Source organism: Erwinia sorbitola (assembly GCF_009738185.1).
GTDB classification, from domain to species: Bacteria; Pseudomonadota; Gammaproteobacteria; order Enterobacterales; family Enterobacteriaceae; genus Erwinia; species Erwinia sorbitola.
This window is the reverse complement of the sequence record NZ_CP046509.1, coordinates 2,593,640-2,617,327: the sequence shown is the minus strand read 5'-3', so window position 1 is coordinate 2,617,327 and position 23,688 is coordinate 2,593,640. Positions and strand designations below refer to the sequence as shown.

19 protein-coding genes are annotated in these 23,688 nt (G+C 51.8%); 11 read left to right on the top strand and 8 right to left on the bottom strand.

Annotated features, from left to right (window positions below; all coding sequences use genetic code 11):
• Window positions 1-13: 13 nt before the first annotated feature.
• The gene (locus tag GN242_RS11695; RefSeq protein ID WP_231617089.1) at window positions 14-2,194 is read right to left on the bottom strand and encodes a putative bifunctional diguanylate cyclase/phosphodiesterase; all 2,181 of its coding nucleotides are present in this window, start codon (window positions 2,192-2,194) and stop codon (window positions 14-16) included.
• A 927-nt stretch (window positions 2,195-3,121) separates the two neighbouring features.
• Between GN242_RS11695 and GN242_RS11690 the strand changes: the two genes are divergently transcribed.
• Window positions 3,122-4,093, top strand: coding sequence for a glycosyltransferase family 2 protein (locus GN242_RS11690; RefSeq protein WP_156287525.1), 972 nt, complete (start codon window positions 3,122-3,124; stop codon window positions 4,091-4,093).
• Window positions 4,094-4,121: 28 nt separating this feature from the next.
• A complete protein-coding gene (locus GN242_RS11685; RefSeq protein WP_156287524.1) occupies window positions 4,122-5,420 on the top strand; it encodes a flippase in 1,299 nt (432 codons plus the stop codon).
• Window positions 5,421-5,430: 10 nt separating this feature from the next.
• Here GN242_RS11685 and GN242_RS11680 read toward each other — a convergent pair whose 3' ends face one another.
• Together GN242_RS11680 and GN242_RS11675 are read right to left on the bottom strand one after the other, a co-directional pair.
• Complete coding sequence (locus tag GN242_RS11680; RefSeq protein WP_156287523.1) at window positions 5,431-6,765, bottom strand: cation:proton antiporter; 1,335 nt, start codon at window positions 6,763-6,765, stop codon at window positions 5,431-5,433.
• A gap of 70 nt (window positions 6,766-6,835) precedes the next feature.
• Complete coding sequence (locus tag GN242_RS11675) at window positions 6,836-7,396, bottom strand: NADPH-dependent FMN reductase (RefSeq protein ID WP_154750934.1); 561 nt, start codon at window positions 7,394-7,396, stop codon at window positions 6,836-6,838.
• Between the two features lie 251 nt (window positions 7,397-7,647).
• On the opposite strand from GN242_RS11675, the gene hemB reads away from it, so the two are divergent.
• Window positions 7,648-8,628 carry a porphobilinogen synthase gene (gene hemB / locus GN242_RS11670; RefSeq protein WP_154750935.1) on the top strand — a complete coding sequence of 327 codons (981 nt, stop codon included), beginning with the start codon at window positions 7,648-7,650 and terminating at the stop codon, window positions 8,626-8,628.
• Window positions 8,629-8,687: 59 nt separating this feature from the next.
• Here the strand turns inward: hemB and GN242_RS11665 are convergent, their stop codons facing one another.
• Together GN242_RS11665 and GN242_RS11660 are read right to left on the bottom strand one after the other, a co-directional pair.
• Window positions 8,688-10,163, bottom strand: coding sequence for a sugar porter family MFS transporter (locus GN242_RS11665; RefSeq protein ID WP_154750936.1), 1,476 nt, complete (start codon window positions 10,161-10,163; stop codon window positions 8,688-8,690).
• A 473-nt stretch (window positions 10,164-10,636) separates the two neighbouring features.
• Complete coding sequence (locus GN242_RS11660; RefSeq protein WP_154750937.1) at window positions 10,637-11,218, bottom strand: TetR/AcrR family transcriptional regulator; 582 nt, start codon at window positions 11,216-11,218, stop codon at window positions 10,637-10,639.
• Between the two features lie 93 nt (window positions 11,219-11,311).
• Here GN242_RS11660 and GN242_RS11655 point away from each other — a divergent pair, with 93 nt between their 5' ends.
• The gene (locus GN242_RS11655) at window positions 11,312-12,205 is read left to right on the top strand and encodes an ABC transporter six-transmembrane domain-containing protein (RefSeq protein ID WP_154750938.1); all 894 of its coding nucleotides are present in this window, start codon (window positions 11,312-11,314) and stop codon (window positions 12,203-12,205) included.
• A gap of 7 nt (window positions 12,206-12,212) precedes the next feature.
• Here the strand turns inward: GN242_RS11655 and malI are convergent, their stop codons facing one another.
• From malI to GN242_RS11640, 3 genes are all read right to left on the bottom strand, one after another.
• Window positions 12,213-13,229 (bottom strand): Mal regulon transcriptional regulator MalI, encoded by a 1,017-nt coding sequence (gene malI / locus GN242_RS11650; RefSeq protein WP_156287522.1) that lies wholly within the window; start codon window positions 13,227-13,229, stop codon window positions 12,213-12,215.
• Window positions 13,230-13,288: 59 nt separating this feature from the next.
• Window positions 13,289-14,788 carry a PTS transporter subunit EIIC gene (locus GN242_RS11645; protein ID WP_154750940.1) on the bottom strand — a complete coding sequence of 500 codons (1,500 nt, stop codon included), beginning with the start codon at window positions 14,786-14,788 and terminating at the stop codon, window positions 13,289-13,291.
• A gap of 223 nt (window positions 14,789-15,011) precedes the next feature.
• On the bottom strand, window positions 15,012-15,743 hold the full coding sequence (locus GN242_RS11640) for a YoaK family protein (RefSeq protein ID WP_154750941.1): 732 nt from the start codon (window positions 15,741-15,743) through the stop codon (window positions 15,012-15,014).
• A 375-nt stretch (window positions 15,744-16,118) separates the two neighbouring features.
• Here GN242_RS11640 and GN242_RS11635 point away from each other — a divergent pair, with 375 nt between their 5' ends.
• From GN242_RS11635 to motB, 7 genes are all read left to right on the top strand, one after another.
• Window positions 16,119-17,345, top strand: a complete 1,227-nt coding sequence (locus tag GN242_RS11635) for a cyclic di-GMP phosphodiesterase (RefSeq protein WP_154750942.1) — start codon at window positions 16,119-16,121, stop codon at window positions 17,343-17,345.
• Window positions 17,346-17,530: 185 nt separating this feature from the next.
• Window positions 17,531-18,310 carry a trehalose-phosphatase gene (gene otsB / locus GN242_RS11630; protein WP_156287521.1) on the top strand — a complete coding sequence of 260 codons (780 nt, stop codon included), beginning with the start codon at window positions 17,531-17,533 and terminating at the stop codon, window positions 18,308-18,310.
• 5 nt (window positions 18,311-18,315) lie between these two features.
• Entirely contained in the window at window positions 18,316-19,746 is a 1,431-nt protein-coding gene (otsA, locus tag GN242_RS11625) for an alpha,alpha-trehalose-phosphate synthase (protein ID WP_156287520.1), read from the top strand.
• 966 nt (window positions 19,747-20,712) lie between these two features.
• The gene (flhD, locus tag GN242_RS11620) at window positions 20,713-21,066 is read left to right on the top strand and encodes a flagellar transcriptional regulator FlhD (RefSeq protein WP_156287519.1); all 354 of its coding nucleotides are present in this window, start codon (window positions 20,713-20,715) and stop codon (window positions 21,064-21,066) included.
• Complete coding sequence (flhC, locus tag GN242_RS11615; RefSeq protein ID WP_154750945.1) at window positions 21,066-21,644, top strand: flagellar transcriptional regulator FlhC; 579 nt, start codon at window positions 21,066-21,068, stop codon at window positions 21,642-21,644. Before flhD ends, flhC begins: the two co-directional genes overlap by 1 nt.
• 131 nt (window positions 21,645-21,775) lie before the next feature.
• Complete coding sequence (gene motA / locus GN242_RS11610; protein ID WP_156287518.1) at window positions 21,776-22,660, top strand: flagellar motor stator protein MotA; 885 nt, start codon at window positions 21,776-21,778, stop codon at window positions 22,658-22,660.
• A complete protein-coding gene (motB, locus tag GN242_RS11605; RefSeq protein WP_154750946.1) occupies window positions 22,657-23,688 on the top strand; it encodes a flagellar motor protein MotB in 1,032 nt (343 codons plus the stop codon). The genes motA and motB overlap by 4 nt, the downstream gene beginning before the upstream one ends.

Sequence of the window (23,688 nt, the reverse complement as noted above, 5' to 3'; positions counted from 1 at the left end):
GGTCGGTTGCTGCTTAACTGGCGTGGCGCTGATTAATCAGCTGATCAAGCTGCTCTTTTGGCACCGCCTCAGAAAACAGGTAACCCTGAAGCTGATTGCATCCGGCCCGTGCCAGTGCGGTCATCTGACCGTGGGTTTCTACCCCTTCAGCTGTAACGGTCAGTCCCATGGCATGACCCAGCTTCACTACGGATTCAATAATGGCGCTGGAATTGCTGGTGACGCCCAGCGACTGGGTAAATGAACGGTCAATTTTGATTTTATCGACGGCGAAGTTGCTCAGATAGTTGAGGCTGGAATAGCCGGTGCCGAAGTCATCGAGCGCGATGCGGAAACCGGCTTCACGCAGCTCGTCGATAATTCCCTTCGCGGTTTTTTCGTCTTCAATCAGTACTCCTTCGGTAATTTCCAGCTCAATATGGGTGGGTGAAATCTGCTCTTTATTGACGATTGCCTTAATGCGTTCGACAAAGCCAGGAGAGCGAAACTGTAAAGGTGAAACATTAACGGCAATCGAGAGGTCGGGCCACAGACGGGCAACGCGACAGGCTTCACGCAGCACCCACTCGCCAAGCTGGGTAATCAGCCCGATATCTTCCGCAACCGGGATAAGTTCTGTGGGCGAAATCCTGCCGTGTACCGGATGCTGCCAGCGGATCAGCGCTTCCAGTGCCACCACCTTCTGTCCGCTGATATCCATCAGCGGCTGATAAAAGACGTGAAGATCCCGCTTAGTCTGTAAGGCATGGCGCAGGTCGGCACCAATCTGCTGGCGGGTTTTTAGTGACTCATCCATCGAACGTTCAAACATCCGGTACTTACCCCGGCCCTGATTTTTAGCCTCATACAGAGCAATGTCCGCTTTGCGCATCATTTCCATCCGCTCCGTGGCATCGTCTGGTGCCAGTACCACCCCAATACTGACGCCCACCCAGGTTTCATTACCCAGCAGCAGAAACGGCTGGCTCATCGCGTTAATAATGCGCTGACACAGCTCGGAGGCATCCCTGGATGAGGTGATCTCCTTCTGAATAATAACGAACTCATCTCCACCCAGGCGGCCTACAGTATCGATATGGCGTACCAGCCCGTTGAGGCGATGGGCCACCTGCACAATCAGCTCATCTCCGGCCTGATGACCATAGGTGTCATTGATGGTTTTAAAGCGATCGAGGTCGAGCAGCAACAGCGCCACTTTGTCTTTCTGACGGGCGATGCGCACCAGTGCCTGGCTCATACGCTCTTCCACCAGTGCCCGGTTAGGCAAACCCGTCAGCACATCGTGAAAAGCCAGATGCTGGGCCTGCGCTTCCGATGCTCCCAGCTGAAGCAGGGAGTCTGACAGGTGCATTGCGGAAACCCACAGGCGACGCATCATCACAATACAAATCAGGATAATGACCAGGGATACCAGCAGCATAACGGGCGTAATAGCATGCAGCATACGTGAACCCGGGCGTTCTGCCTGCCATTGCAGGCTGCCGATGGCAAGCCCGTCGAATGAAGTCAGCGGGTAAAAGCCAGAGTCAGCTTCGCGGGACAGAGTATTGGTAAAATGCAGGTCGCGCAGCAGGCTCCGTTGAGCAAGTGATGCCAGCCAGCCGCTGTCCATCCGGCGAATACTCAGCATTGAATACTGGCCGCTATCAGCGGCATTTCCGCTAATTTGCCCAAGTGCAACAATTGCCGGGCCATCATCAATCAGGGCAAAACCGACGATATCGTGACGGCCATTTTTCAGGCTGTGTTGCTGTTGCAGGCTCTGCATAAAAGCACGCACCGGGAAGGCAACATGGCCAAACTGTTCTGCCGGAACATTGCGTCCGTTCTCCCACAGGTACACAGGGTGGCCCGAAGCATCCAGCAGATAGATTAACTGATGATCAAACATCGTTGAGAGCCAGGCACCGACATTTTCATTCAGCCACTGAAGGTCAGGCTTATCCTGCGCCAGACGATCTGCCAGCGGCTGCCATTGCGTCAGGCTGCGCTGCTGCTTCAGCATATCGCCCAGGGCCTGCGACAGCGTGGTCTCTACGATTTGCTGCTGAAGGGCCGTCTCGTCATTGTTGGTGCGAACGCCAGCCCAGTGCAGGGTAAAAAAACCGGCACTAAAGGTGATAAGGAGAACAATAATCAATGGGATCAGCACTTCTTTAAAGAAATGATGACGAAAATTGTCAGAAATTTTCATGATTTTTATCATCCGGTTTGTTCCTGGATGTGACCTGAGGCTGTTATTCAGGCTAGCATAAATGCGGCACTACACGTTTTCAGCTGCTCAGAGATTTGAGCTGTGATCGAATTTAAATTCATTTTTTGTACAGTTTGAGTTAAGTAATAAAGTAAATTTATCATTGGCAGGTGAATTGCTGCACCGGAGCCTCGTTTACGGGTGACTGGCAGCGATTTCTGGCGCTTTCTGGCTGGGATAAAGTGTTACTTGTTGTGCATCTGTCACCGCTGATAAAGTCAGCCAGGTCGGAATCGCTCGGTATTGTGTATCGGGCTTATGAGTTGAAAGTGATGGTTCAATCAGACTTTTCTGTTTCCTCGTGCGTGATCAACGATTTTTAAGCCGTTTAATCCGGCATTCTGCATAAAGGGGCGTACTTTAAGCGTAAGTAGTTATTACATCACAACGAGCAGGTCTTGCCGGGTTAGGGTGGCGTCACCACTACTAACCTGTCGATTTTGATAGCAATTAACAGGTGGAAATAACCTTTATTTTTTAATTTGTCAGATAATCCTTATTATAAGATTTCCTGCTGAAACATAATGCTCCTGAGATTTATCCTGGAGTGTAAAGGCGTTGATGCTGCGTTAATGTTGTCATAATTTATTCATGCCTGGACTTTATTGAGCTATTTATACATTAATAGTTCATTGATATATTTTACCGCGCGACAGAGTCTGACTATGAGTTGTTTACCATAGGTTTATAAAGAGAATTATTAATCATTGGCAACGGTTCGTTTAACTTTCGTTGGGCTTTTGTTTCTGTGGTTCTAATAATACGCCAGGTATTTTCCTAAACCATTGCTGCTGCATGAAGCGGCGTTGATCTTTGAATTTTTCTGGTGTTAATTAAACAGGTGCCCAAAATGGTGAGACAACCGAAATGACGCAAAAAATTCTGTCAGTAATTATCCCTGCGTATAACGTGGCGAATTATATCGTTGAATGCGTTGATTCATTGCTGGCGCAAATACCGGCACCGAATGAGTTAATTATCATTAATGATGGTTCCACTGATGATACTCTTGCACGTATTGAGAAGCGTTATGCCGCACAGGAACAGGTACATATCGTGACCATTCCCAACGGTGGGCTGGGCCAGGCGCGGGACTACGGCATTGCCCTGGCGCAGGGGCAGTATATTTTCTGCTGCGATCCGGATGATGTTGTATGTGAAGGATTTTATCAGGAGTTAAGCCAGACCATTGCCACTTATCCTGAGGTGGAGCTGTTCTGTTTTAATTCGCTGATGTTTGAAGATGGCGATCCGTCCCGTACCTATCCGAAGGTACAGCATCATCAGTTTGGCTTACTGCGTGCCCAGGATATTTTCCGTGGGCTGCTGCACAGCGGGGCCTATACTTCGGCAACATGGAATTACGTTCTGAAAAAAGAAATTATCGACAGATTTAAATTGAAATATATTACCCGGCTGCATGAAGATCACAGTTTTACTGTGGAAGCATTTATGCGCTGTCGCATTGCCTGGGTGAGTAAAAATCTTTACTACCGGCAACGTATTCGCAGTGGTTCTCTTACCAATGGTAATAAAAGTGAAAGTTTTTTCCGGCAGCGCTATGACGCCTTTGTCTGTTCTTACGGTAAATTAATCGCCCTCAGCGAGGGAATGAATGAAAAGGCTGAATTACGCCGTCTTTATCTTATTCATTCTTTCAAGTTAATGATTCACCTTTCACTGGCGAGTGGCCAGCGCGTACCGGATTATGTCATGCATGCTATCTATTATTTCGGGAAAAGTCTTAAACCTGAAGGGGCGGTCAACTGGCTGCTGTTAAGGCAGCCGGAGTTATATTCTAATCTGGTTAAGGTTAAACGAAGTCTGCGCAAAGCATGAATGGATTTTCATATAAGGTCAGGGGCTGATGGCTAAAGTAATCGATAAAACGCTGTTAATTAATGTGCTTTCACTGCTGGCGTACCGTGGGACGTCGTTTATCTTTCCGCTGGTAACCCTGCCGTATCTGGCACGTATTCTCGGCGTTGAGCATATGGGGTTACTGGCTCTGGGGCTGGCCTGCGTGATGTATTGCAGCACTATTTCCGACTGGGGATTCAATGTTTACACCACCAAAGACATTGCCCAGCACCGGGACGATAAGCTGCGGGTGACGCAGTTATTTTGGTCTACGTTTAATGCCAAACTGATTCTCGGCTGCTCCACGCTGGCTGTTCTGCTGCTGGTGACATGGTTTAACCCGGCATGGCACGCGCTTTTTTATATTGTGCTGGCCAACTCTACGGTGCTTTTTGGCCAGCTGCTCTCATTCGGCTGGCTGATGCAGGGGTTTGAGAAGCTGGGCAAAACCTCGATTATCTCCACCATCGGGCAGTTCTGTTCCATTCCACTCACGTTTCTGCTGGTAAAAACGCCGCAAGATACCTGGCTGGCGGCACTGATCCCCGGCGTAGTGGCCTTTATTACCGCCATTATCACCATGAGTCTGGTGGTGCAAATGCGGGTGATTGGCTTCTATCGTTTTGAACCGCGCGAGATTATGCAGCGCATCAAAGACAGCCTGCATGTGTTTCTGGCTATCTTTGGTGCCAACATGTTTAACAACATCAATGTGCTGATCCTTGCCAGTATGACCAGTACCTATATGGTTGGCCTGTATAACGGTGCCGATCGGTTGAAAAAAGCGGCAAACTCGGTGCCGGAACAGATTGGCAATGCTTTCTTCCCACGCGTCAGCCACCTGTTCCATAAAGACCGTGCTGCCGCCATCGCGGCGACGCAAAAAAGCATCAGCCTGTCATTTCTGATCAGCCTGTTTATCGTGATATTTACCTTTTTCTTTGCGGATTTTGTGGTGCGTATCCTGCTGGGCGCGGCGTTTCATGAATCCGCCAATGTGCTGCGCGTGGCGGTGTGCGGTTTTATCTTTGGCAATATCAGCTACCCGGCCGGGCTGCAAATTCTTATCCCGCACGGGCTGGCAAAGCAGCGGATGCACGTAATGTTTATTGTCGGGCTGATAAATATTCCCATCTGCTGCCTGATGGCGTGGAAATTTGGTGCCATCGGCGCTGCCGGTTCGCTGGTGCTGTCTGAGTTTCTGGTGTTTGCCGGGATACTGCGCATTATGGTTAAGCACGATATTTTAAAAACCTATCTTGCCCGGCCAGCGGTTTTTAAGCAGCCGGGCAATGAACAGGCGTAGCGGAGCGGCACTACTCCCGGCGGATGCGTGCCTGACGCCAGTTCAGCAGCGGGGTGACGGAGATGCCGTGTACCACCACGCTGGCAACGATAAGCGTAAACGCCATATCGGCCATGCGCGCGGCCTCAGGGCCATCCAGGCCGTGAGTATAGGCCCAGGCAATATAGTTAATACTGCCGATGCCGCGAATCCCCAGCCAGCCGATAGTGGCTCGCTGTAATCCTGGCGTATCAACACCCAGGGTAGCGATCCAGACCGACAGCGGACGGATGGCGAAAAACAGCAGGGCGGCGAGCAGCAGGCCGGTTGGATTCCAGTGCTGTGCCAGCGTCACGCCCAGCACGATAATAATCGCCGCCGCAAACATACGCTCAATGGTGTCGCCAAAGGAGAGGGCATCGCTGACCACCAGCCCGGCCGATCCCGCCGGGTTAGTCTGTTCAGCCCGGTGACGGGCATTAGGGTTTACCAGCTGCTCCGCAGGCGGATGGTAGTCACTCTCCAGGAACTCTTTACTAGGGAAGTGGCGCACCACGCGCATCTCGGCGCGGCGCAGACCCACCCCGGCCGCAAATGCCGACAGAAAACCGGAAGCATCCAGCGACTGAGCGATAGCATAGCTGAGGGCGATTAACGCCAGCGCGAGAAAATCATTTGGTGCCACATCCTGATGGGTATGACGCAGATAAGAAGCGTACTGACCTATAAGCCGTCCCAAAACAAAACCAATAGCGCTGCCTCCTGCCACCGCCCAGATGACGTCTTTCAGCGCCCAGTGGCTGAAAAATTCCCAGGACATCTCGCCGCTCCCGGTGATGAGTGCCACCGCCAGCATCAGCAGGGGCAGTGCGGTACCGTCATTTAACCCTGCTTCACTGGAGAGGGAAACGCGCAGGTTGTCATCATCGCGTGCATCGTTAACCGAAATCAGGCTGGCCAGCACCGGATCGGTAGGGGCGACAATGGCACCAAAAGCCAGAGCCAGCGGCCAGGAGAATCCGCCCAGCCAGTGTGCTGCCAGCGTCACACCTGCGACGGTCAGCAGCATGCCGGGAAAGGCCAGCCGCAGCCCCATCCGCCAGCCGGGGCTTTTAAGGGGCAGGCGCAGTTTCAGCCCGGTGATAAACAGCGAAGCCGCCATGGCAATTTCAGTCAGATTTTTGGCAAGGTGAGCGTGAGCGGCAATATCAATGCGTAGCAGATCGAGCACCCAGGGGCCGCAGAGAATACCGGCGATCAGGTAGAGCGAAAAAGAGGTTACCGGCCCACGGCTTATCCAGCCCGAGGCCAGCGACATCAGTAATAACAGGCCACCAGTGGCGGCCGTCCATCCAAGAAATCCCATTATCAATCCTGTTGTGTTAACTCATTGTTTCAACGTGCTCTATACAGGATAGATAATTTCTCGCGAGATGTTAGCGGCGTGCGGCCTGAGCCAGCGCTTCCAGCTGTGCAGTCAGATGCTGCCGGGTGCTTTCATCGGTGATGGTACCGTTTTCGGCGTCGATACGGCTGGTGGCCTGGCCGATCATAATTTCCGGTTTATTCAGCACCTGAGCATTGAGAAATACCATGCTCTGGCGCAGATGATACTGGGCGCGTGCTCCGCCAATGGCTCCGGGTGATGCTGTCTGAATTGCCACCGGTTTATTGGCAAACGGATTTTCTGGCAGGCGCGACAGCCAGTCGATAGCGTTTTTCAGTGCACCGGGCACCGAGTAGTTATATTCCGGCGTAACAATCACCACGCCGTCGGCGGCAGCAATAGCTTGACCCATTGCGACCACTTCAGGCGGGAAGCCTTCAGCCTGAATGTCTGCATCATAGTGCGGGAAATCAGCAATTGAGCCGAGCGCGCGGATTTCAATTCCGGCCGGAGCCAGCGCAGGAAGGCTGTTTGCCACAACGGCATTCAGCGAGGCTTTGCGCAGGCTGCCGAGCAGGGTGACAAATGTGAGGTTGGCGTGTTCAGACATCGTTTTTCCTTTGATCAATTTGGAGAAAGCAGAATAAAAACTATTCATTATAGAGCGCTAAACTGCGTTAACTTACAAGGGAAAAGCGGCACCAGATGCTGAGAAAAATAAAGCATTCTGTGCCCGAGAGGGGGGCGAAAGGCGTGCAAACATTGTCTTCGTGCGCCCGGAGGTATACTGTTAGCCCACTATTCATGTTTATCATCATCGGTGCATATTGCCGGTGCATGACCCGCTAAACCGAGGTTGTTTTGTCCAGCTATTCTCCAGCCCAGCGCCCAAGACGCTTACGTCAGTCTGCTTCTCTTCGCACCCTGTTTCAGGAAAATACCCTCAGCCTGAACGATCTGGCTCTGCCGATCTTCGTTGAGGAAGGCCTTGATGACTATAAACCTATCGCCGCCATGCCGGGCGTGATGCGTATTCCTGAGAAACGCCTTGCGTATGAAATTGAGCGTATCGCTAAAGCTGGCGTGCGGTCGATTATGACCTTTGGTATTTCCCATAATACGGATGCCGACGGCAGCGATACCTGGAATGAAAACGGCCTGGTGGCGCGTATGTCGCGTATCTGCAAGCAGACCGTGCCGGAAATGATCGTTATGTCCGATACCTGCTTCTGTGAATACACCAGTCACGGTCACTGCGGCGTGCTGCACGATCGCGGCGTGGATAACGATGCCACGCTGATCAACCTTGGCAGGCAGGCGGTTGTGGCAGCAGCAGCAGGGGCGGACTTTATTGCTCCCTCGGCGGCAATGGACGGTCAGGTGGCGGCAATTCGCCATGCGCTTGATGCCGCGGGCTTTACCGACACGGCCATCATGTCGTACTCCACGAAGTTTGCCTCATCTTTCTACGGCCCGTTCCGTGAAGCGGCGGGGACATCGCTTAAAGGCGACCGTAAAACCTATCAGATGAACCCGATGAACCGCCGTGAAGCGATTCGCGAGTCGCTGCTTGATGAAAGCGAAGGTGCCGATGCGCTGATGGTAAAACCGGCGGGTGCCTATCTGGATATCCTGCGCGAGGTGCGCGAACGCACGCAATTGCCATTAGCGGCATATCAGGTGAGCGGTGAGTACGCGATGATTAAATTTGGTGCGCAGGCGGGGGCGATTAACGAGCTGGACGTCACGCTGGAAAGTCTTGGAGCGATTAAGCGCGCCGGTGCCGATATCATCTTCAGCTACTTTGCGCTGGATCTGGCAGAGAAGAAAATTCTTTCCTGATGCTAACGGGGTCAGGCAAACCTGACCCCGGATTTATTCCTCGCTCAAGATTCTGTTAATCAGTGGCCCATCGGCACATTGAACGACTCCGCATTTTTTGCGCCTGCCTTTGCCCCCAGCAGTTCTGACTCATCCACTTCAACATGGAATTTTTTCAGCACCAGCGCATGGATTTTCTCCAGCGAGACCCCTGCGGTTTCTGGCAGATAGCGGAAGGTAAAGAAGTACATTCCCAGCGAGAAGATAGCGAACAGCAGCAGCGGGAAACCACCGTGGAAAATCTCCAGCAGGAAGGCATTGCTGTTCAGGATCGGGAAGGTGGTACTGATAACAAAGTTCGCCATCGACATCATACAGATTGAAATCCCGACGCAGACTGAACGAATTTCAGTCGGGAAGATTTCCCCCAGCACCGTCCAGACAATCTGACCCCATGAGATGCCGAAGAACACCATATAGGCGAACAGCCCGACTACGGCCAGCAGGCCGGGCAGCTGATAATAGAAGGCGACAAATGAATAGGTCAGGAATACGCAGGATGATATGGCGCCCATCAGCAGCAGTTTACGGCGTCCTACCCGGTCAATTAATGACATGCCGATAAGCACACCCACCAGCTGGCAGATAGAGAGCCAGAAGGTGACCAGCAATGCAGTGTCAGTACTGGAGGAGACATTCTTCAGCAGGGAAGGGCCAAAATACTGAATCACGTTGATGCCGCTAATCTGATTACCGATAGCCAGACCAATACCGATCACCAGTAAAGGCACCGTGGTTTTATTCAGGCGGAATTTAGTTTTGTGCTGCGTGGCTGCCTGCTGGCTGAATGAATGTTTGATCTCGTTAAATACTGATTCGGCATGCTGTTTATTGGAAATTTTAGTCAGGGTATCCAGCGCCGCTTTATCACGCCCTTTCAGCACGTTCCAGCGCGGTGATTCAGGAATAAACAGGATGCAGAACAGGAACAGCGCGCAGGGAACCAGAGCTGTAGCCAGAATATAGCGCCAGCCGGTATCGGTCATGGCTTCCGGCGTCATAGATTTATTGATAAAGAAGTTGGTTAACAACACCACTGACTGGCCGCCAACGCAGCAGACGGAGTAGAGCGCTGAAGTACGGCCGCGAAATTTCGAAGGAGACAGCTCTGCCAGGTAGATTGGCGAGATCACCGACGCCAGGCCAATAGCCAGCCCGCCCAGCATGCGCATAATCACAAAGGTGGTGAAATTATGTGCGATTACGGTACCCAATACCGACAGGGTAAAGATAAAAGCGGTAATCGCCAGCGAATTTTTTCGCCCGAGTTTATCGCTCATTTTTGGCGCGATAAAACAACCTATCAGGCTGCCCAGCAGGATGTTTGAGACTGCCCAGCCCGTTTCACTGGGGGAGAGCTGGAAATACTTACTCAGAGGTTCGATAGCTCCTGAGATCACTGAGGAGTCGTACCCCAACAGCAGCCCGCCAAAGGCCGCTACCGTGCAACAAAGCATTACGTACTTCATATTATAACGCGTATGCCTGGTGTCCATGTTTAAACCCTTCTAATAGCCGGCCGCAGAGCAGCCTGTCACGATGGAACTGCGATTCCCATCTCGTTTTATCATTTAGCTGGATGGAATGTATGTTCTATTCGGTTCATATTGAATTGAATATTTCGTAATTTGTGAGCGGGTTAAAAAAATTTCACTTAATTTTGCAACCGGTCGCGGGCAGGCTGTGAAACAGGCGGTATTCTTCACCAGAAGTTATGGTTAAATGATGCAGTTCGAAATAGCTAATTGAATCAACTTTCTGAGAGTGGCGGGGTGGTGGTTCATGCACATGGGGCGATCGGCGTACAGAGGTAAAACCCTGTTTAATACAGGGAGAAAAGGAAGATCAGCCGCCTTGTGGTGGACTGAAATTTTCAAAATTTCGATTTTTATTGCACCGGACGGAATTTATATTCCATTCGTGGCGGGTGGTAATTTATCCCGCCAGGTGGAATAGCCCGCAACGCAGGTCAGGATACTCTTAGTGCCATACAGATAAACGCACCGATATCACGGGTCGCAGCCTGATGGGTGGCAGCAGTCGGGGAGAGGATCAGCTGGTCTGCATAGCCGTTAAGCATGGCTCCGAGCTGTCTTGCTACCAAATCGGGATCCGGGCTGGTGAATTCTCCGGCATCGACGCCCTCTCTGATGATATCTGCCAGCATGGTCTGCCATTGATCCATCATTCCTTCGGCCATATTTGCCCACTCGGTGTCATGGATGGCAAGCTGCCAGAGTGAGCTGTAAATCTGCCAGGAGGCATCGGGCGTGGCGGGCAGGTAGTTAGCCACAAAGGCAGTAAGACGTTGTGCCGAGTTCAGTCCGGTAATGGTGGCTGAAAATGCGGTGCGATCCTGGAGTAAATAGTGCCCCATGGCCTCTTTAGTCAATGTTTCCCAGTCACGAAAGTAGTGATAGATATGGCTGCGCGAAATACCAAGGTGCTCGGTCAGTTCACGTGTAGTCACTTTCTCAATGCCTTTCTCCATAAACAGCGCAATAGCGCCCTCAAGGATTTTAGCTCTCAGTACTTCCCGGGTCTCTTTCATTCCTGTTCCTGTATTGACTTTGAGCAGGTGCTCAAATAGACTTTCGGCGGTTTTGAGCAACCGCTCAAACATAATCTTACCAGAAAGAGTATCATGCAAACCTGTAAAATACCGGAACCCGTCGCGGCTTCCGGCAGTGCCGCCATCACCCTGAAACGGCTGGGCCGTCGCCATAGCAAAAAACTGATCATTACTCTTTTGCTGGTGGTGGCGGAAAATATCACCTATCTGCTTTATCCACTGCTGGCGGGGTTTGCAATTAACGCCACGCTGAATGCAAAGCCTGCGCATGCGCTGCTGTATGCGCTAATGGTGCTGGTGATGTGGGCGATCGGCGCGGCGCGGCGCAGCGTGGATACGCGAACCTTTGCGCGTATTTATGCGGAGCTGGCGGTGCCGGTGATACTCCAGCAGCGTGAAGATAAACACTCACACTCTACCATTGCGGCACGCGTGGCGCTGTCACGCGAGTTTGTTGATTTCTTTGAAAAGCATCTGCCGGTGCTGATCACCACCCTGGCATCTATCAGCGGGGCAGCGGTGATGCTGTTGCTGATTGAGTTCTGGACCGGGATCGCCTGTCTGGGAATACTGCTGTTTTTCTCTCTGTTCCTGCGTCGCTACACGCATAAAAATGAGCTGCTGTTTGGCAGGTTAAATAACCGGCTGGAGCGCGAAGTGCGCTTTGTCAGTCATGCCAATACTTCGTCGCTGGTTCGGCACTATCGGGTGCTGGCGGGGCTGCGTATTCGTCTGTCAGATCGTGAAGCGCTGGGCTATCTCTCGATTGGCGCAATGGTGGCGCTGCTGTTTGCTTTTACCATTGTCAGTATGGCCAACAGCGGCGGCAGCGATGCCGGTCATATCTACTCGGTAATGACCTATATGTGGATGTTTGCCATGAGCCTTGATGATGGTCCGCAGCTGCTGGAGAAATATTCGCAGCTGAAAGATATCGGCAAACGGGTCAACACCGGGCAGCTGTAACAGGGGATCAGGCGGACTCTCTGAGAACCAGCTCACCCGAGACCACAATGCGCTGAGGAGGCAAATCACTTTGCTGAATTTTGCGCAGAATTAGCGCCGCTGCCTGTCTGCCGGTCTCATCGCTGGCGGAAGAAACATAGGTGAAAGAGGGGGAGCTGAGGTTAATCTGCAACATATCTTCAAAGCCAAGCAGCGATACCTGCTGGGTAAGAAACACGTCTTTACCGACGGTGCGCCCCACCTGATGGATACCGTTCAGGCAGCCAATAATGGCATGGGAGGAGTGGCAGAGCAGGGCGGTGATCTTATTGTTACTCTCCAGCAGGCGGCGGGTGGCCAGCCGTGCGGCATTGGTCTCTTCCTGGCAGGGGGGCGTAAACTCCTCTTTATAAGGTAAGCCGTAATGCTGAAGCGCCATACGGTAACCAGCCAGCCGCTGTGCGCGGATCTGACAGCTGGCCTCGCCACCGACATAGGCAATATTGCGATGCCCGCGCTCGATCAGATAGCGGGTTGCCTGAGCGGCAGCCTGGCGATTATCGCGCATCACCAGATCGTACTGGCCCTCGATCATCGCCTGAGAAACGGTAACCAGCGGCAGCGAACTGAGGCGGACAGGTTCAGGCAGCGTCAGCCTGGTGGCATTAGCCGTGAGGTAGATCACTCCCGCCACGCCCTGGCGGCTGAATGAAAGCAGGCACTGCACCAGACGCTCCTCATCATCCTGTGGATGAGCAAGAAACACCATATAACCCTGCTGCTCCAGCGTCTGCACGATGCTGGTGATCACCTTCAGATTAAAAGTATCGCTGAAGTCGCGCACAATCAGGCCAATCAGGTTAGAGGTATTCGCGCGCAGATTGGCAGCGGCAACGTTATGCACGTAGCCCAGTTCCGTAATGGCCTCTTTGACCTTTTCTATGGTTTGCGCCGAGATCTTCCCTTTTTGACGCAGAACCAGCGACACCGTAGAGACTGAAACGCCCGCCAGTTTCGCCACATCAATGATGCTGACCTTCTTCATTGTATTCCTTGTAAAAAACGCGTCTCCCGTAGCATACAGGAGACGACGATTTGTGCCAGTTACCGCCCGGTAAGCAGGCTCATTTCCCTGGCAATAAACTGCGCACGAGCGCCGAAGATCACCTGAATACCGTTATCTCCGACAAATACCACCCCGCGGGCACCAAGGTGATACAGCCCGTCTTTATCGATCAGCTCGCTGTTTTCCACTTCGAGGCGCAGTCGGGTAATACAGGCACCGACGCTGCCGATGTTTTTACTGCCGCCCAGCAGCCCGACAATTTCCGTCGCCAGCTCGACATCGCTTTTATCCCCGGCGTTGGCGGTAATGTCGGCACGGCCTGGGGTTTTCACATCAAAGCGGCGGATAACAAAGCGGAACACCACATAGTAGATGGCCGCCATCGGCACCCCAACAATCACCGCGCTGATGTAGTTGGTCTGGAAGCCGTTAAAGGAAGGCAGAATACCAAAGGAGATATAGTCAATCATCCCGGCGGAGAATGATTTGGCAATATGCGCGTGCAGCAGGTACATACACATATAGGAGAGGCCCGCCATAATAGCGTTAAACACATAGAGCAGCGGGGCAACAAAGATAAAGGTGAACTCCACCGGCTCGGTGATCCCGGTCAGGAAGCAGGTGAGCGCCGCTGAGAACAGAATACCGAAGGCGATTTTTTTGTTTTTGGTATTGGCTTCATGGTACATCGCCAGACAGGCAGCAGGCAGTGCAAACAGCATCAGCGGGAATTCGCCCTGCATAAACTTACCGGCATTCTGGTAGCTGTCGCTGCTAAAGGATTTAGTGCCTTCTTCCAGCATTTTGAACCAGATGGTCTGGTCACCGTGAATTACCTGGCCTGCCTGGGTGGTGTAGTCACCGAAGGAGTACCAGAAGGATGGGTACCAGATATGATGCAGACCCAGCGGGATCAGCGCACGCTCTACCAGACCAAAAATAAAGGTCGATAGCGCCTGATTATCGCCGTTCACCACCACAGACAGCGCATCAATGCCCGCCTGAATATGCTGCCAGACGTATGGCAGCGCCAGCCCGAGCAGGAAAGAGAGAAAGGCGGTGGCGATGGCAACAAAACGCTTGCCGGAGAAGAAACCAAGAAACTCAGGCAGCTGCAAAGTATGAAAACGATTGAAACACCAGGCCGCCAGCACCCCGCAGATCAGGCCGCCAAACACCCCCATCTGCAATGTCGGAATACCAATCACCATCGCATACTTGCCGCCGCTGGCTGCCATTTCAGGCGTGATATGCATTACGGTACCAATGGTCATATTGGTAATCAGTACGGAAACCGTCGCGGCCAGCGCAGCAATCCCCGATTCTGAGGCGAGACCTACGGCGGAGCCTACCGCAAACAGCAACGGCAGGTTATCGAAGATCACTCCACCGGCATTCATCATCAGCGGCAGGTGGAATTTATCCCCGAAGGCCAGCAGCAGACCCGCCGCGGGTAGCAGGGAAATGGGTAACATCAGCGCACGGCCGATCATCGACAGCTTTGAAAGCGATTTTAAGAACCCGGAAAAAAAACGCATAGTGTCTCCTGCTGGGACATAGTTTTAAATAATTATGGGTGTGTCTGAGTTGAGTAGAACGTTTTAGTAGAACGTTCTACCTATAGTTGAGCACTCTGTTTTTTTCCGCAACGAAAATGTTACATCGGGTCAGATCAAATTGTTATTTTATGACGCAGCTCTGAAAAGGGCGGCGTCAGGGGAGGATAAACGCGGTTATTACGCGAGATTGGCGGGCAGGGCGTTAGCGTTTGGTCATCTGCACGGTGACAGCTATTGAGCTGAGAGCAACCACCACCAGAAAACCGCCTACGGCAATCATCGAACTGAAGCCAAACGCCTCAAACAGCAACAGCCCGGCAATACCGCCGCTGAGAAACGAGAGGATGGTAATCAGATGGGTAATAAACTGTTTACGCTGCACGTTTACCTGCTTAGACGGATCGTGACGGCTGAGGGTGGCCATCAGAGAGCCAAGCGCAATACCTGCATCGGTCAGCGTGCCGGTAATATGGGTTGAGCGTACGCGACCATTCGAGAGCTGCGTCGAGGTGGCGTTATGGATCCCCATTAAAAAGCCAAGGAACACAATCACCTCACGGTTATTAGCGGTCGAGTAGAACAGCAGTTCAAACGCCGACATCATTATCAGCAGCACACCTTCAGTGAGAAGGATCAGGCTGAAGATAGTACGAATATTATTTCTGATACCGGCAATTACCATCAGACGGGCGGTCACGCAGCCGATAACAAACGCCGCCAGGATTGACAGTAAAAACACCAGGTCTTTAATATCCACCCGTGAAACTTCGGTGGAGAGCTGAGAAGCATTACCGGACATATGTGACGGGAAAACACCAAACGCCCCGAGCGCCATCGCATTCAGCAGCCCGGCGCTGGTGGCCAGTACCAGTGCCAGATAGCGATCTTCCGTATGCCTGCGCTCGCCCTTTCTTTTGATCATCATATTGAACATTATCGCCCCTTAGTCTGGATGCTGGCGCTTCAGTGGTACTGATGGCCGGTTGTTTAACGCAATGTAGCGCATTGCGACAGAATGTGCGGGCGGGATCGCGGACAGGCTTGATATTCCAGACGGATCTGAATCTCCCTGTGTATTTTCCTCCAGTTAGTTAAAGTCCTGTCAATAAAAGCCCCGTGTGGCGGTAATTTCTCTTTTTAATCTTGCCCGGCCCGGCCCGGCCCGGCCTGGGTGCAGCGTGAGCAGGAACACATTTGACGAAAATAACGCGTCATGCGCTGGCGGTTTCGTGAAAAGACCCGCAGGTTTTTTGTTCAGGTGCCGATAGTAATGAGGGAATGGAAAGCACATTGTTGTGGGGGAGGCCGGATGATCATAAGTATTGCGGTGACTGAACTGCAAACGGGGATGTATCTGCACAAGCTGGATGTGTTCTGGCTAAAGCATCCGCTGGTTCACAATGAAATGCTGCTGTGTAATGTCGTCCATATTAAAGCTATCCAGGAAAGTGGCGTCCGTGAAGTGTGGATCGATCTCTCCCGTGGTCGTGCTCCTGATGTAAAAATATGCCCGGAACTGCCGCTTCTACAGGCCGTTACTGAAGCTGCTGACGTCTATATTTCGCCGCAGGCTGTAGCGCAAGATGGTGTGGTAACGATGCAGAGTGAGATGGCTCAGGCGCAGAAAATCTGTCTGGCAGCCAAAGGCCCGGTGATGCATATGTTCAACAATGCGCGGATGGGCAAAACCTTTAATTCAGAGAGTACGGTGCCGCTGGTAAATGATATTGCCGGTTCGCTTAATCGCCATCCGGCCGCAATACTCAGCGTGGTACGCCTGAAATCTCATGATGATTACACCTATCTTCATTCCGTGGCAGTCTGCGCTTTAATGCTGTCGCTGGCGGCACAGCTGGGGCTGGATGAAGAGCAGACTAAGCGAGCGGGCATGGCAGGGCTGCTGCATGACGTAGGGAAGGCGGCGATACCGCTGACGATCCTGAACAAACCGGGCAAGCTGACGGATGAAGAATTTGAAATTATGAAGCATCACCCGGTAGCGGGTGCTGAGATCCTGCGACTGAGCGGGGCCAATGAAGATCTCCAGGATGTTGCATTACATCACCACGAAAAGGTTAACGGCTCCGGCTATCCGGACGGGCTGCGTGCCAGTGGAATCTCTCTGCTGGCAAGGATGGCGGCTATCTGTGACGTTTACGATGCGGTCACCTCCGATCGTCCCTACAAAGCAGGCTGGAATCCTGCCAGTGCAATGAACCAGATGGCGAACTGGGACGGGCACTTTGACCGCAAGCTGCTGTACGCGTTTGTCAAAGCGGTTGGCATCTATCCCGTTGGCTCGCTGGTGCGTCTCTCCTCCGGGCGTTTAGGGGTGGTAACCGAACCGGGGGAAACCTCGCTGCTGCAACCAAAAATCTGTGTTTTCTTCTCGCTTAACAGCGGGAAACGGCTGACGCCGCATACTATCGATCTTGCCAGTCTGCACTGTGAAGACAATATTGTCGGGCCGGAAGAAGCAAACCGCTGGCCGGGTATTGATGTGAATTCACTGTGGCAGCAGCCAGTTAGCGCCTGATTTCTGGCAGGATCTGGAAACCCCGCTATACTTTAGCCTGATGTTGTCTGCACTGAGGGCTACCCCCTGGCATTACGCCCTCGACTTCGTCTGACGACAGGTTTGATTTAGCGCCGTTCGTCAGACCACGCTGTCCCCCCTCATTGTCAGCAGCATCTTCCTAATCCATTACTCAGGAGGAATGTGTGACAACTCAGACAGATTTCGTTCCCCCGCTGCATGCAGAAACGCGATACGCCTTTTTCTTCGATGTGGACGGTACCCTGGCAGCGATTAAGCCGCGCCCCGATGAGGTCTCCATTCCTGTGCAGGTGCTGGATGATCTTAAGCGGCTGGCACAGCAGTGCGAAGGAGCCGTGGCACTGGTTTCTGGTCGCCCGATTGATCAACTTGATGCGCTGGCGTCGCCGCTGGTATTGCCGATGGCCGGCGTACACGGTGCCGAACGGCGTAATAGCGAAGGACAAATTACCCGCATTGCGCTTGCGCCCGCTACCGTCACCGCCATCAGCCGTGAACTGGATGCGGCAATAGCAGCGCTGCCGGGGACTTCGCTGGAAAATAAAGGTATGGCGTTTGCTCTGCACTATCGCCAGGCCCCGCAGTATCAGCAGGCGATTGAGCAGCTGGCGGCGTCGCTGGTGGCACGCTTCCCTGAGCTGGTACAGCAGCCGGGAAAATGTGTGGTCGAGCTGAAGCCACAGGGCGTTAACAAAGGCGCTGCGATTAAAGATTTTATGCAATACCCTCCTTTTGCCGGGCGTGTCCCGGTATTTCTCGGAGACGATCTGACCGATGAAGCAGGGTTTATCGCGGTCAATGCCCTGGATGGCATATCCATTAAAGTCGGTGCCGGCACCAGCAACGCGCAGGGACGTCTCAGTGATGTTACCGCCGTTTATCGCTGGCTGGCGCAGACACGAATAAAAACAGATGAAGACGTATCAACGTCAGTAAGGAGTTAAGGCTTATGAGTCGCTTAGTTGTTGTATCTAACCGTATTGCTATCCCGGATGGCAGTAAGGCCAGTGCAGGGGGGCTTACCGTCGGCATTGTCGATGCGTTGAAAACCACAGGTGGAGTCTGGTACGGCTGGAATGGTGAAATTAATGAAATTGGTGAGGATGATGAAGAGCTTAATATGCTCGAGCAGGATGGTATCACCTACGCCTCTTTCGGACTGAACCAGAACGATTATGACCTCTACTATCTGCAATTCTCCAATGGAGTGCTCTGGCCCGCCTTCCATTATCGCCTCGATCTGGTGAATTTCCAGCGTGAGGCCTGGGATGGCTATCGTCACGTTAACAAGCTGCTGGCAGAGCGCTTGCTGCCGCTGCTGAAAGAAGATGATGTGTTATGGATCCACGATTATCATCTGCTGCCTTTTGCTGCCGAACTGCGCAAACTGGGCGTAAATAACCGTATTGGCTTCTTCCTGCATATTCCGTTCCCGACGCCGGAGATCTTTAACGCACTACCGCCGCATGCAGACCTGCTGGAGATGATGTGCGAGTACGATCTGCTGGGCTTCCAGACGGAAAGCGATCGCGTTGCCTTCCTGGAGTGCGTATCGCTGCAAACCACCTTATCGGGTGAAGGCAAACAGCACCGGGCTTTCGGCAATCGCTTTACCACTGAGGTCTATCCGATTGGTATTGAGCCGGACAGCATTAAAGAAATGGCTGAAGGCCCGCTGCCGCCAAAAATGGTGGCGATGAAGAAAGATCTTGGTGACGCACAAAATATTATTGCCTGCGAGCGCCTGGACTATTCGAAAGGATTGCCGGAACGTTTCCTCGCCTATGAGGCGCTGCTGGAGAACTACCCGCAGCATCACGGCAAGATCCGTTACTCGCAGATTGCGCCAACTTCACGCGGTGACGTCCAGGCTTACCAGGATATTCGCCACCAGCTGGAGACCGAAGCAGGGCGCATCAATGGTAAATACGGTACGCTGGGCTGGACGCCTCTTTACTATCTCAACCAGCATTTTGATCGTCGCCTGCTGATGAAAATCTTCCGTCTGACGGATATCGGTCTGGTAACCCCGCTGCGTGATGGCATGAATCTGGTGGCAAAAGAGTATGTAGCCGCACAGGATCCGGATGATCCGGGGGTGCTGGTGCTGTCGCGCTTTGCCGGAGCGGCAAACGAACTGACCTCAGCGCTGATTGTGAATCCTTATGACCGTGATGAAGTCGCAGCCGCACTGAATCAGGCGCTGACCATGTCACGTACTGAACGTATCTCTCGCTATAACGATATGATGGCGGTGCTGCGTAAAAATGATATCGCTCACTGGCGTGAGAGTTATCTGCAAGATTTACAGGCCTTACCCCAGCAGGGAAGGGCCGACGAAAAGAAGAGTAATGTCGCCTCCTTTCCGAAACTTGCCTGATAAAAAGTCCATTCTTAATAAGAAGTGCTGATAACAGGGGGCACGTTCCCCCTGATTTTTACCCTCCTCGTTTCACCATTCCTGCCAGGTTCGTCACAATTTATGCGGTTAATTGTGGAAAAAATAACCACATAGCCCACAGAAAGTAAAAAAAATCCACTTTTTGCTAAAGAAATTTTGCTGTGTGTCGATACTCATAAGGTAATTCCTATAAACCTCGCCAAAAACATTCACGTCACTTATGTAACGCTTATTTACATCTACTATCATGCGTTGAACATAAGACGCTGCCTGCTTACAAAACGCTGTCACTTCCTTTAAAAAACCTGCGTTACGTCACATTTTTAATATTATTTAGTGGTCATATATTCACCGTAAGTAACTAACTATACTCGCCTGTAAATCCTCCTTAAGTAAGATAAAAGACTACAAAAGCTTAATTTAGCATTGTTTTATTCTGGTTTTTGCCGATTCGCTGTGGCCGCTTCGCTTTAATGCACCAGATACCCTCTCGCCCTCACTGTAATGGTTACTTACAGGGTGAAATTTACAAAAAATGACCTAAATGGTTAGTTAGTAAGCTAATCAACAGCGTTACTGATGGGTTTTTGGGAAATATTTGCCTTAAAAGTGTGATCTGCGTCACACTTTATCTAAAATTTAGCCTGGCTCTCGTTGTATGTCGCGAATAGAGGGGATAGAGTTGCCTTGTTTTCGGAATAGTCCTAAAAGAATGTAACAAGAAGTCATGGACAGGTTCAGGGAAGAGATGGCTCAGGAATGGCAACTGGCAAAATGAGTTCATGATTATTTCCTGGCTTGGTTTCCAGAAAACAAGACAGCTTATTTATACGTTTGGCTTCTGCCACTAAATTTTTTGCCATCTTTAGATTTACCAACCAGCAACCATGGTAGCGGCGTTAAGCCGCACACGTTAAAAGTAGTGTCAGTCAGGATGGAAAAAAAATGGGTACATCAGAATTACTCAAACATATTTACGACATCAATTTGTCATATTTATTACTCGCACAACGTTTAATTAACCAGGAAAAAGCTTCAGCGATGTTCCGCTTGGGTATCGATGAGCCAATGGCCGATGCTCTTGCCGGTCTGACATTGCCTGAAATGGTAAAACTGGCAGAAACCAATCAATTGGTATGTCAGTTTCGTTTCAATGACCATAAGTCTATTAACCGTCTGACTCAGGAATCACGTGTGGACGACTTACAGCAGATCCATACCGGTATCTTGTTATCGAGTCGTTTATTACGTGACGTCTCGAAAGATGATGAGACCCCGAAGAAAAGGGCGGCGAGCTGATGAGTGAAAAAAGCATAGTTCAGGAAGCGCGCGATATTCAGCTGGCGATGGAACTCATCACCCTGGGCGCACGTTTACAAATGTTAGAAAGCGAAACGCAGCTCAGTCGCGGTCGCTTAATTAAGTTGTATAAAGAGTTGCGCGGTAGTCCGCCCCCAAAAGGGATGCTGCCGTTCTCTACCGATTGGTTTATGACGTGGGAGCAGAATATTCATGCTTCTATGTTCTGTAACGCCTGGCAGTTTATGGTAAAAACCGGGTTATGTACTGGTGTTGAAGCGGTGATCAAAGCTTACCGTCTCTACCTGGAACAGTGCCCGCAACAGGACGAGGGCCCGCTGTTGGCGCTAACGCGCGCATGGACCCTGGTCCGGTTTGTTGAAAGTGGAATGCTGGAACTGACCGGCTGTAAATGCTGTGGTGGAAGCTTTATTAACCATGCGCACCAGCCTGTTGGCAGCTTCACTTGCAGCCTTTGCCAGCCTCCATCGCGTGCGGTAAAAAGACGTAAACTTATCGCAGAAACTGCCGATAACAATTCACAACTGCTGGATGAACAGGTTAAACAAGCCGTTTAATAGTGTTCGCCACGTGGAGTGAATCCAGCAGCGGTCTTTTGACCGCTGCTTTTTTTTTGCCCCGCGCCTGGTGTTCCGCCTGCTTATTCTGGCTCCCTTCCACCCACACGTTTGCAGCGTAAGGATTATTCGTGCTGATTATATTGGGTTACATCCTTGTCCTCGGGTCGGTGTTAGGCGGCTTCGCAATGGTCGGTGGCCATCTTGGCGCGTTATACCAACCCTCTGAGGTTCTGATTATTGCCGGTGCCGGTATCGGCGCATTTATCGTGGGTAATAACGGTAAGGCGATTAAAGCGACGCTGAAGTCGCTGCCATTGCTGATGCGCGGCTCAAAATATAATAAAAGCGTGTATATGGATTTAATGGCGCTGCTGTATCGCCTGATGGCCAAATCACGTCAACAGGGGATGCTCTCTCTGGAGCGTGATATCGAAAATCCGCAGGAAAGTGAGATTTTTGCTAATTACCCGCGCATTCTTGCCGATAAAAGATTAGTGGACTTTATTACCGACTATTTACGCCTGATGGTCAGCGGCAACATGAATGCCTTTGAGATTGAAGCGTTGATGGACGAAGAGATTGAAACCTACGAGCACGAGTGTGATGTTCCTGCAACGGCACTGGCAACCATGGGTGATTCACTTCCGGCATTCGGTATCGTTGCAGCGGTAATGGGGGTGATTCACACCCTGGCCTCTGCCGACCGACCGGCTGCGGAACTGGGTGCGCTGATCGCCAACGCGATGGTGGGAACCTTCCTCGGTATTTTACTGGCGTACGGTTTTATCTCTCCTCTGGCGGGTGTATTACGCCAGAAGTGTGCCGAGAACACCAAAATGATGCAGTGCATTAAGGTCACGCTGCTTTCCAGCCTTAACGGTTATGCCCCGCAGATTGCGGTGGAGTTTGGTCGCAAGACGTTGTACTCAACCGACCGACCGTCGTTTACCGAGCTGGAAGAGCATGTCCGTAATGCGAAATCTAATAAGCAGACTTCGGATCAAGACGCATGAAGCATAACAATCACCCCATTGTGCTGGTAAAGCGGAAAAAGTCGAACAAGCATGCCGGCTCGCACGGTTCATGGAAAATCGCCTACGCCGACTTTATGACAGCAATGATGGCCTTTTTTATGGTGATGTGGCTTATTTCGATCTCAAGTCCTCAACAATTGATTCAGATTGCCGATTACTTTAAGACGCCGCTGAAAGTGGCTTTAACCGGCGGGCAGCGTAGCAGTGACAGCTCAAGCCCGATTCCTGGCGGTGGCAAGGATCCGGTAGAGAAGATTGGCGAAGTGCATAAAGTTGTCGATATGGATGCACAGAAGCGCAAGCTGGAAGAGATTCGTCTTAACCGCCTGCGTGAGAAGCTGGATCAGCTGATTGAAGCAGACCCGCGCCTGCGAGCGCTGCGTCCGCACCTGATTATTAATATGGTGGAAGAGGGGCTGCGTATTCAGATTATCGACAGCCAGAACCGCCCGATGTTCAAGACCGGTAGCGCTGAAGTTGAACCCTATATGCGCGATATTTTGCGCGCCATTGCGCCGATTCTGAATGATATTCCGAACCGGATTAGCCTGGCGGGCCATACCGATGATATCCAGTATGCCGGGGGCGACCGCGGCTACAGTAACTGGGAACTCTCAGCAGATCGTGCCAACGCTTCACGACGTGAGCTGGTACTGGGAGGACTGGATGGTGGCAAGATGCTGCGCGTGGTGGGCATGTCTGACACCATGAAATTAAAGAATCGCGGCGGAGACGATGCGGTGAACCGGCGTATCAGTCTGCTGGTGTTGAACCATGACACCCAGGCGCAGATTGAGCGTGAAAACTCTGAAAGTGATGCGGTGCAGATAAAAGATGGAAGTAGCCTTAAAGAGATAGCGGCGCCGGAAGTTCCTTCCACAGCCACAAAAAACCAAGACCCTCAACACTCACAGGCTGAGTCTGTCAGTTCCAGCGCGCCGGTAACCTCGTTACCAGCTGCACCGGCACCGGCGGCCCAGACCGATCGCGACTCACAGCCGAGGTGA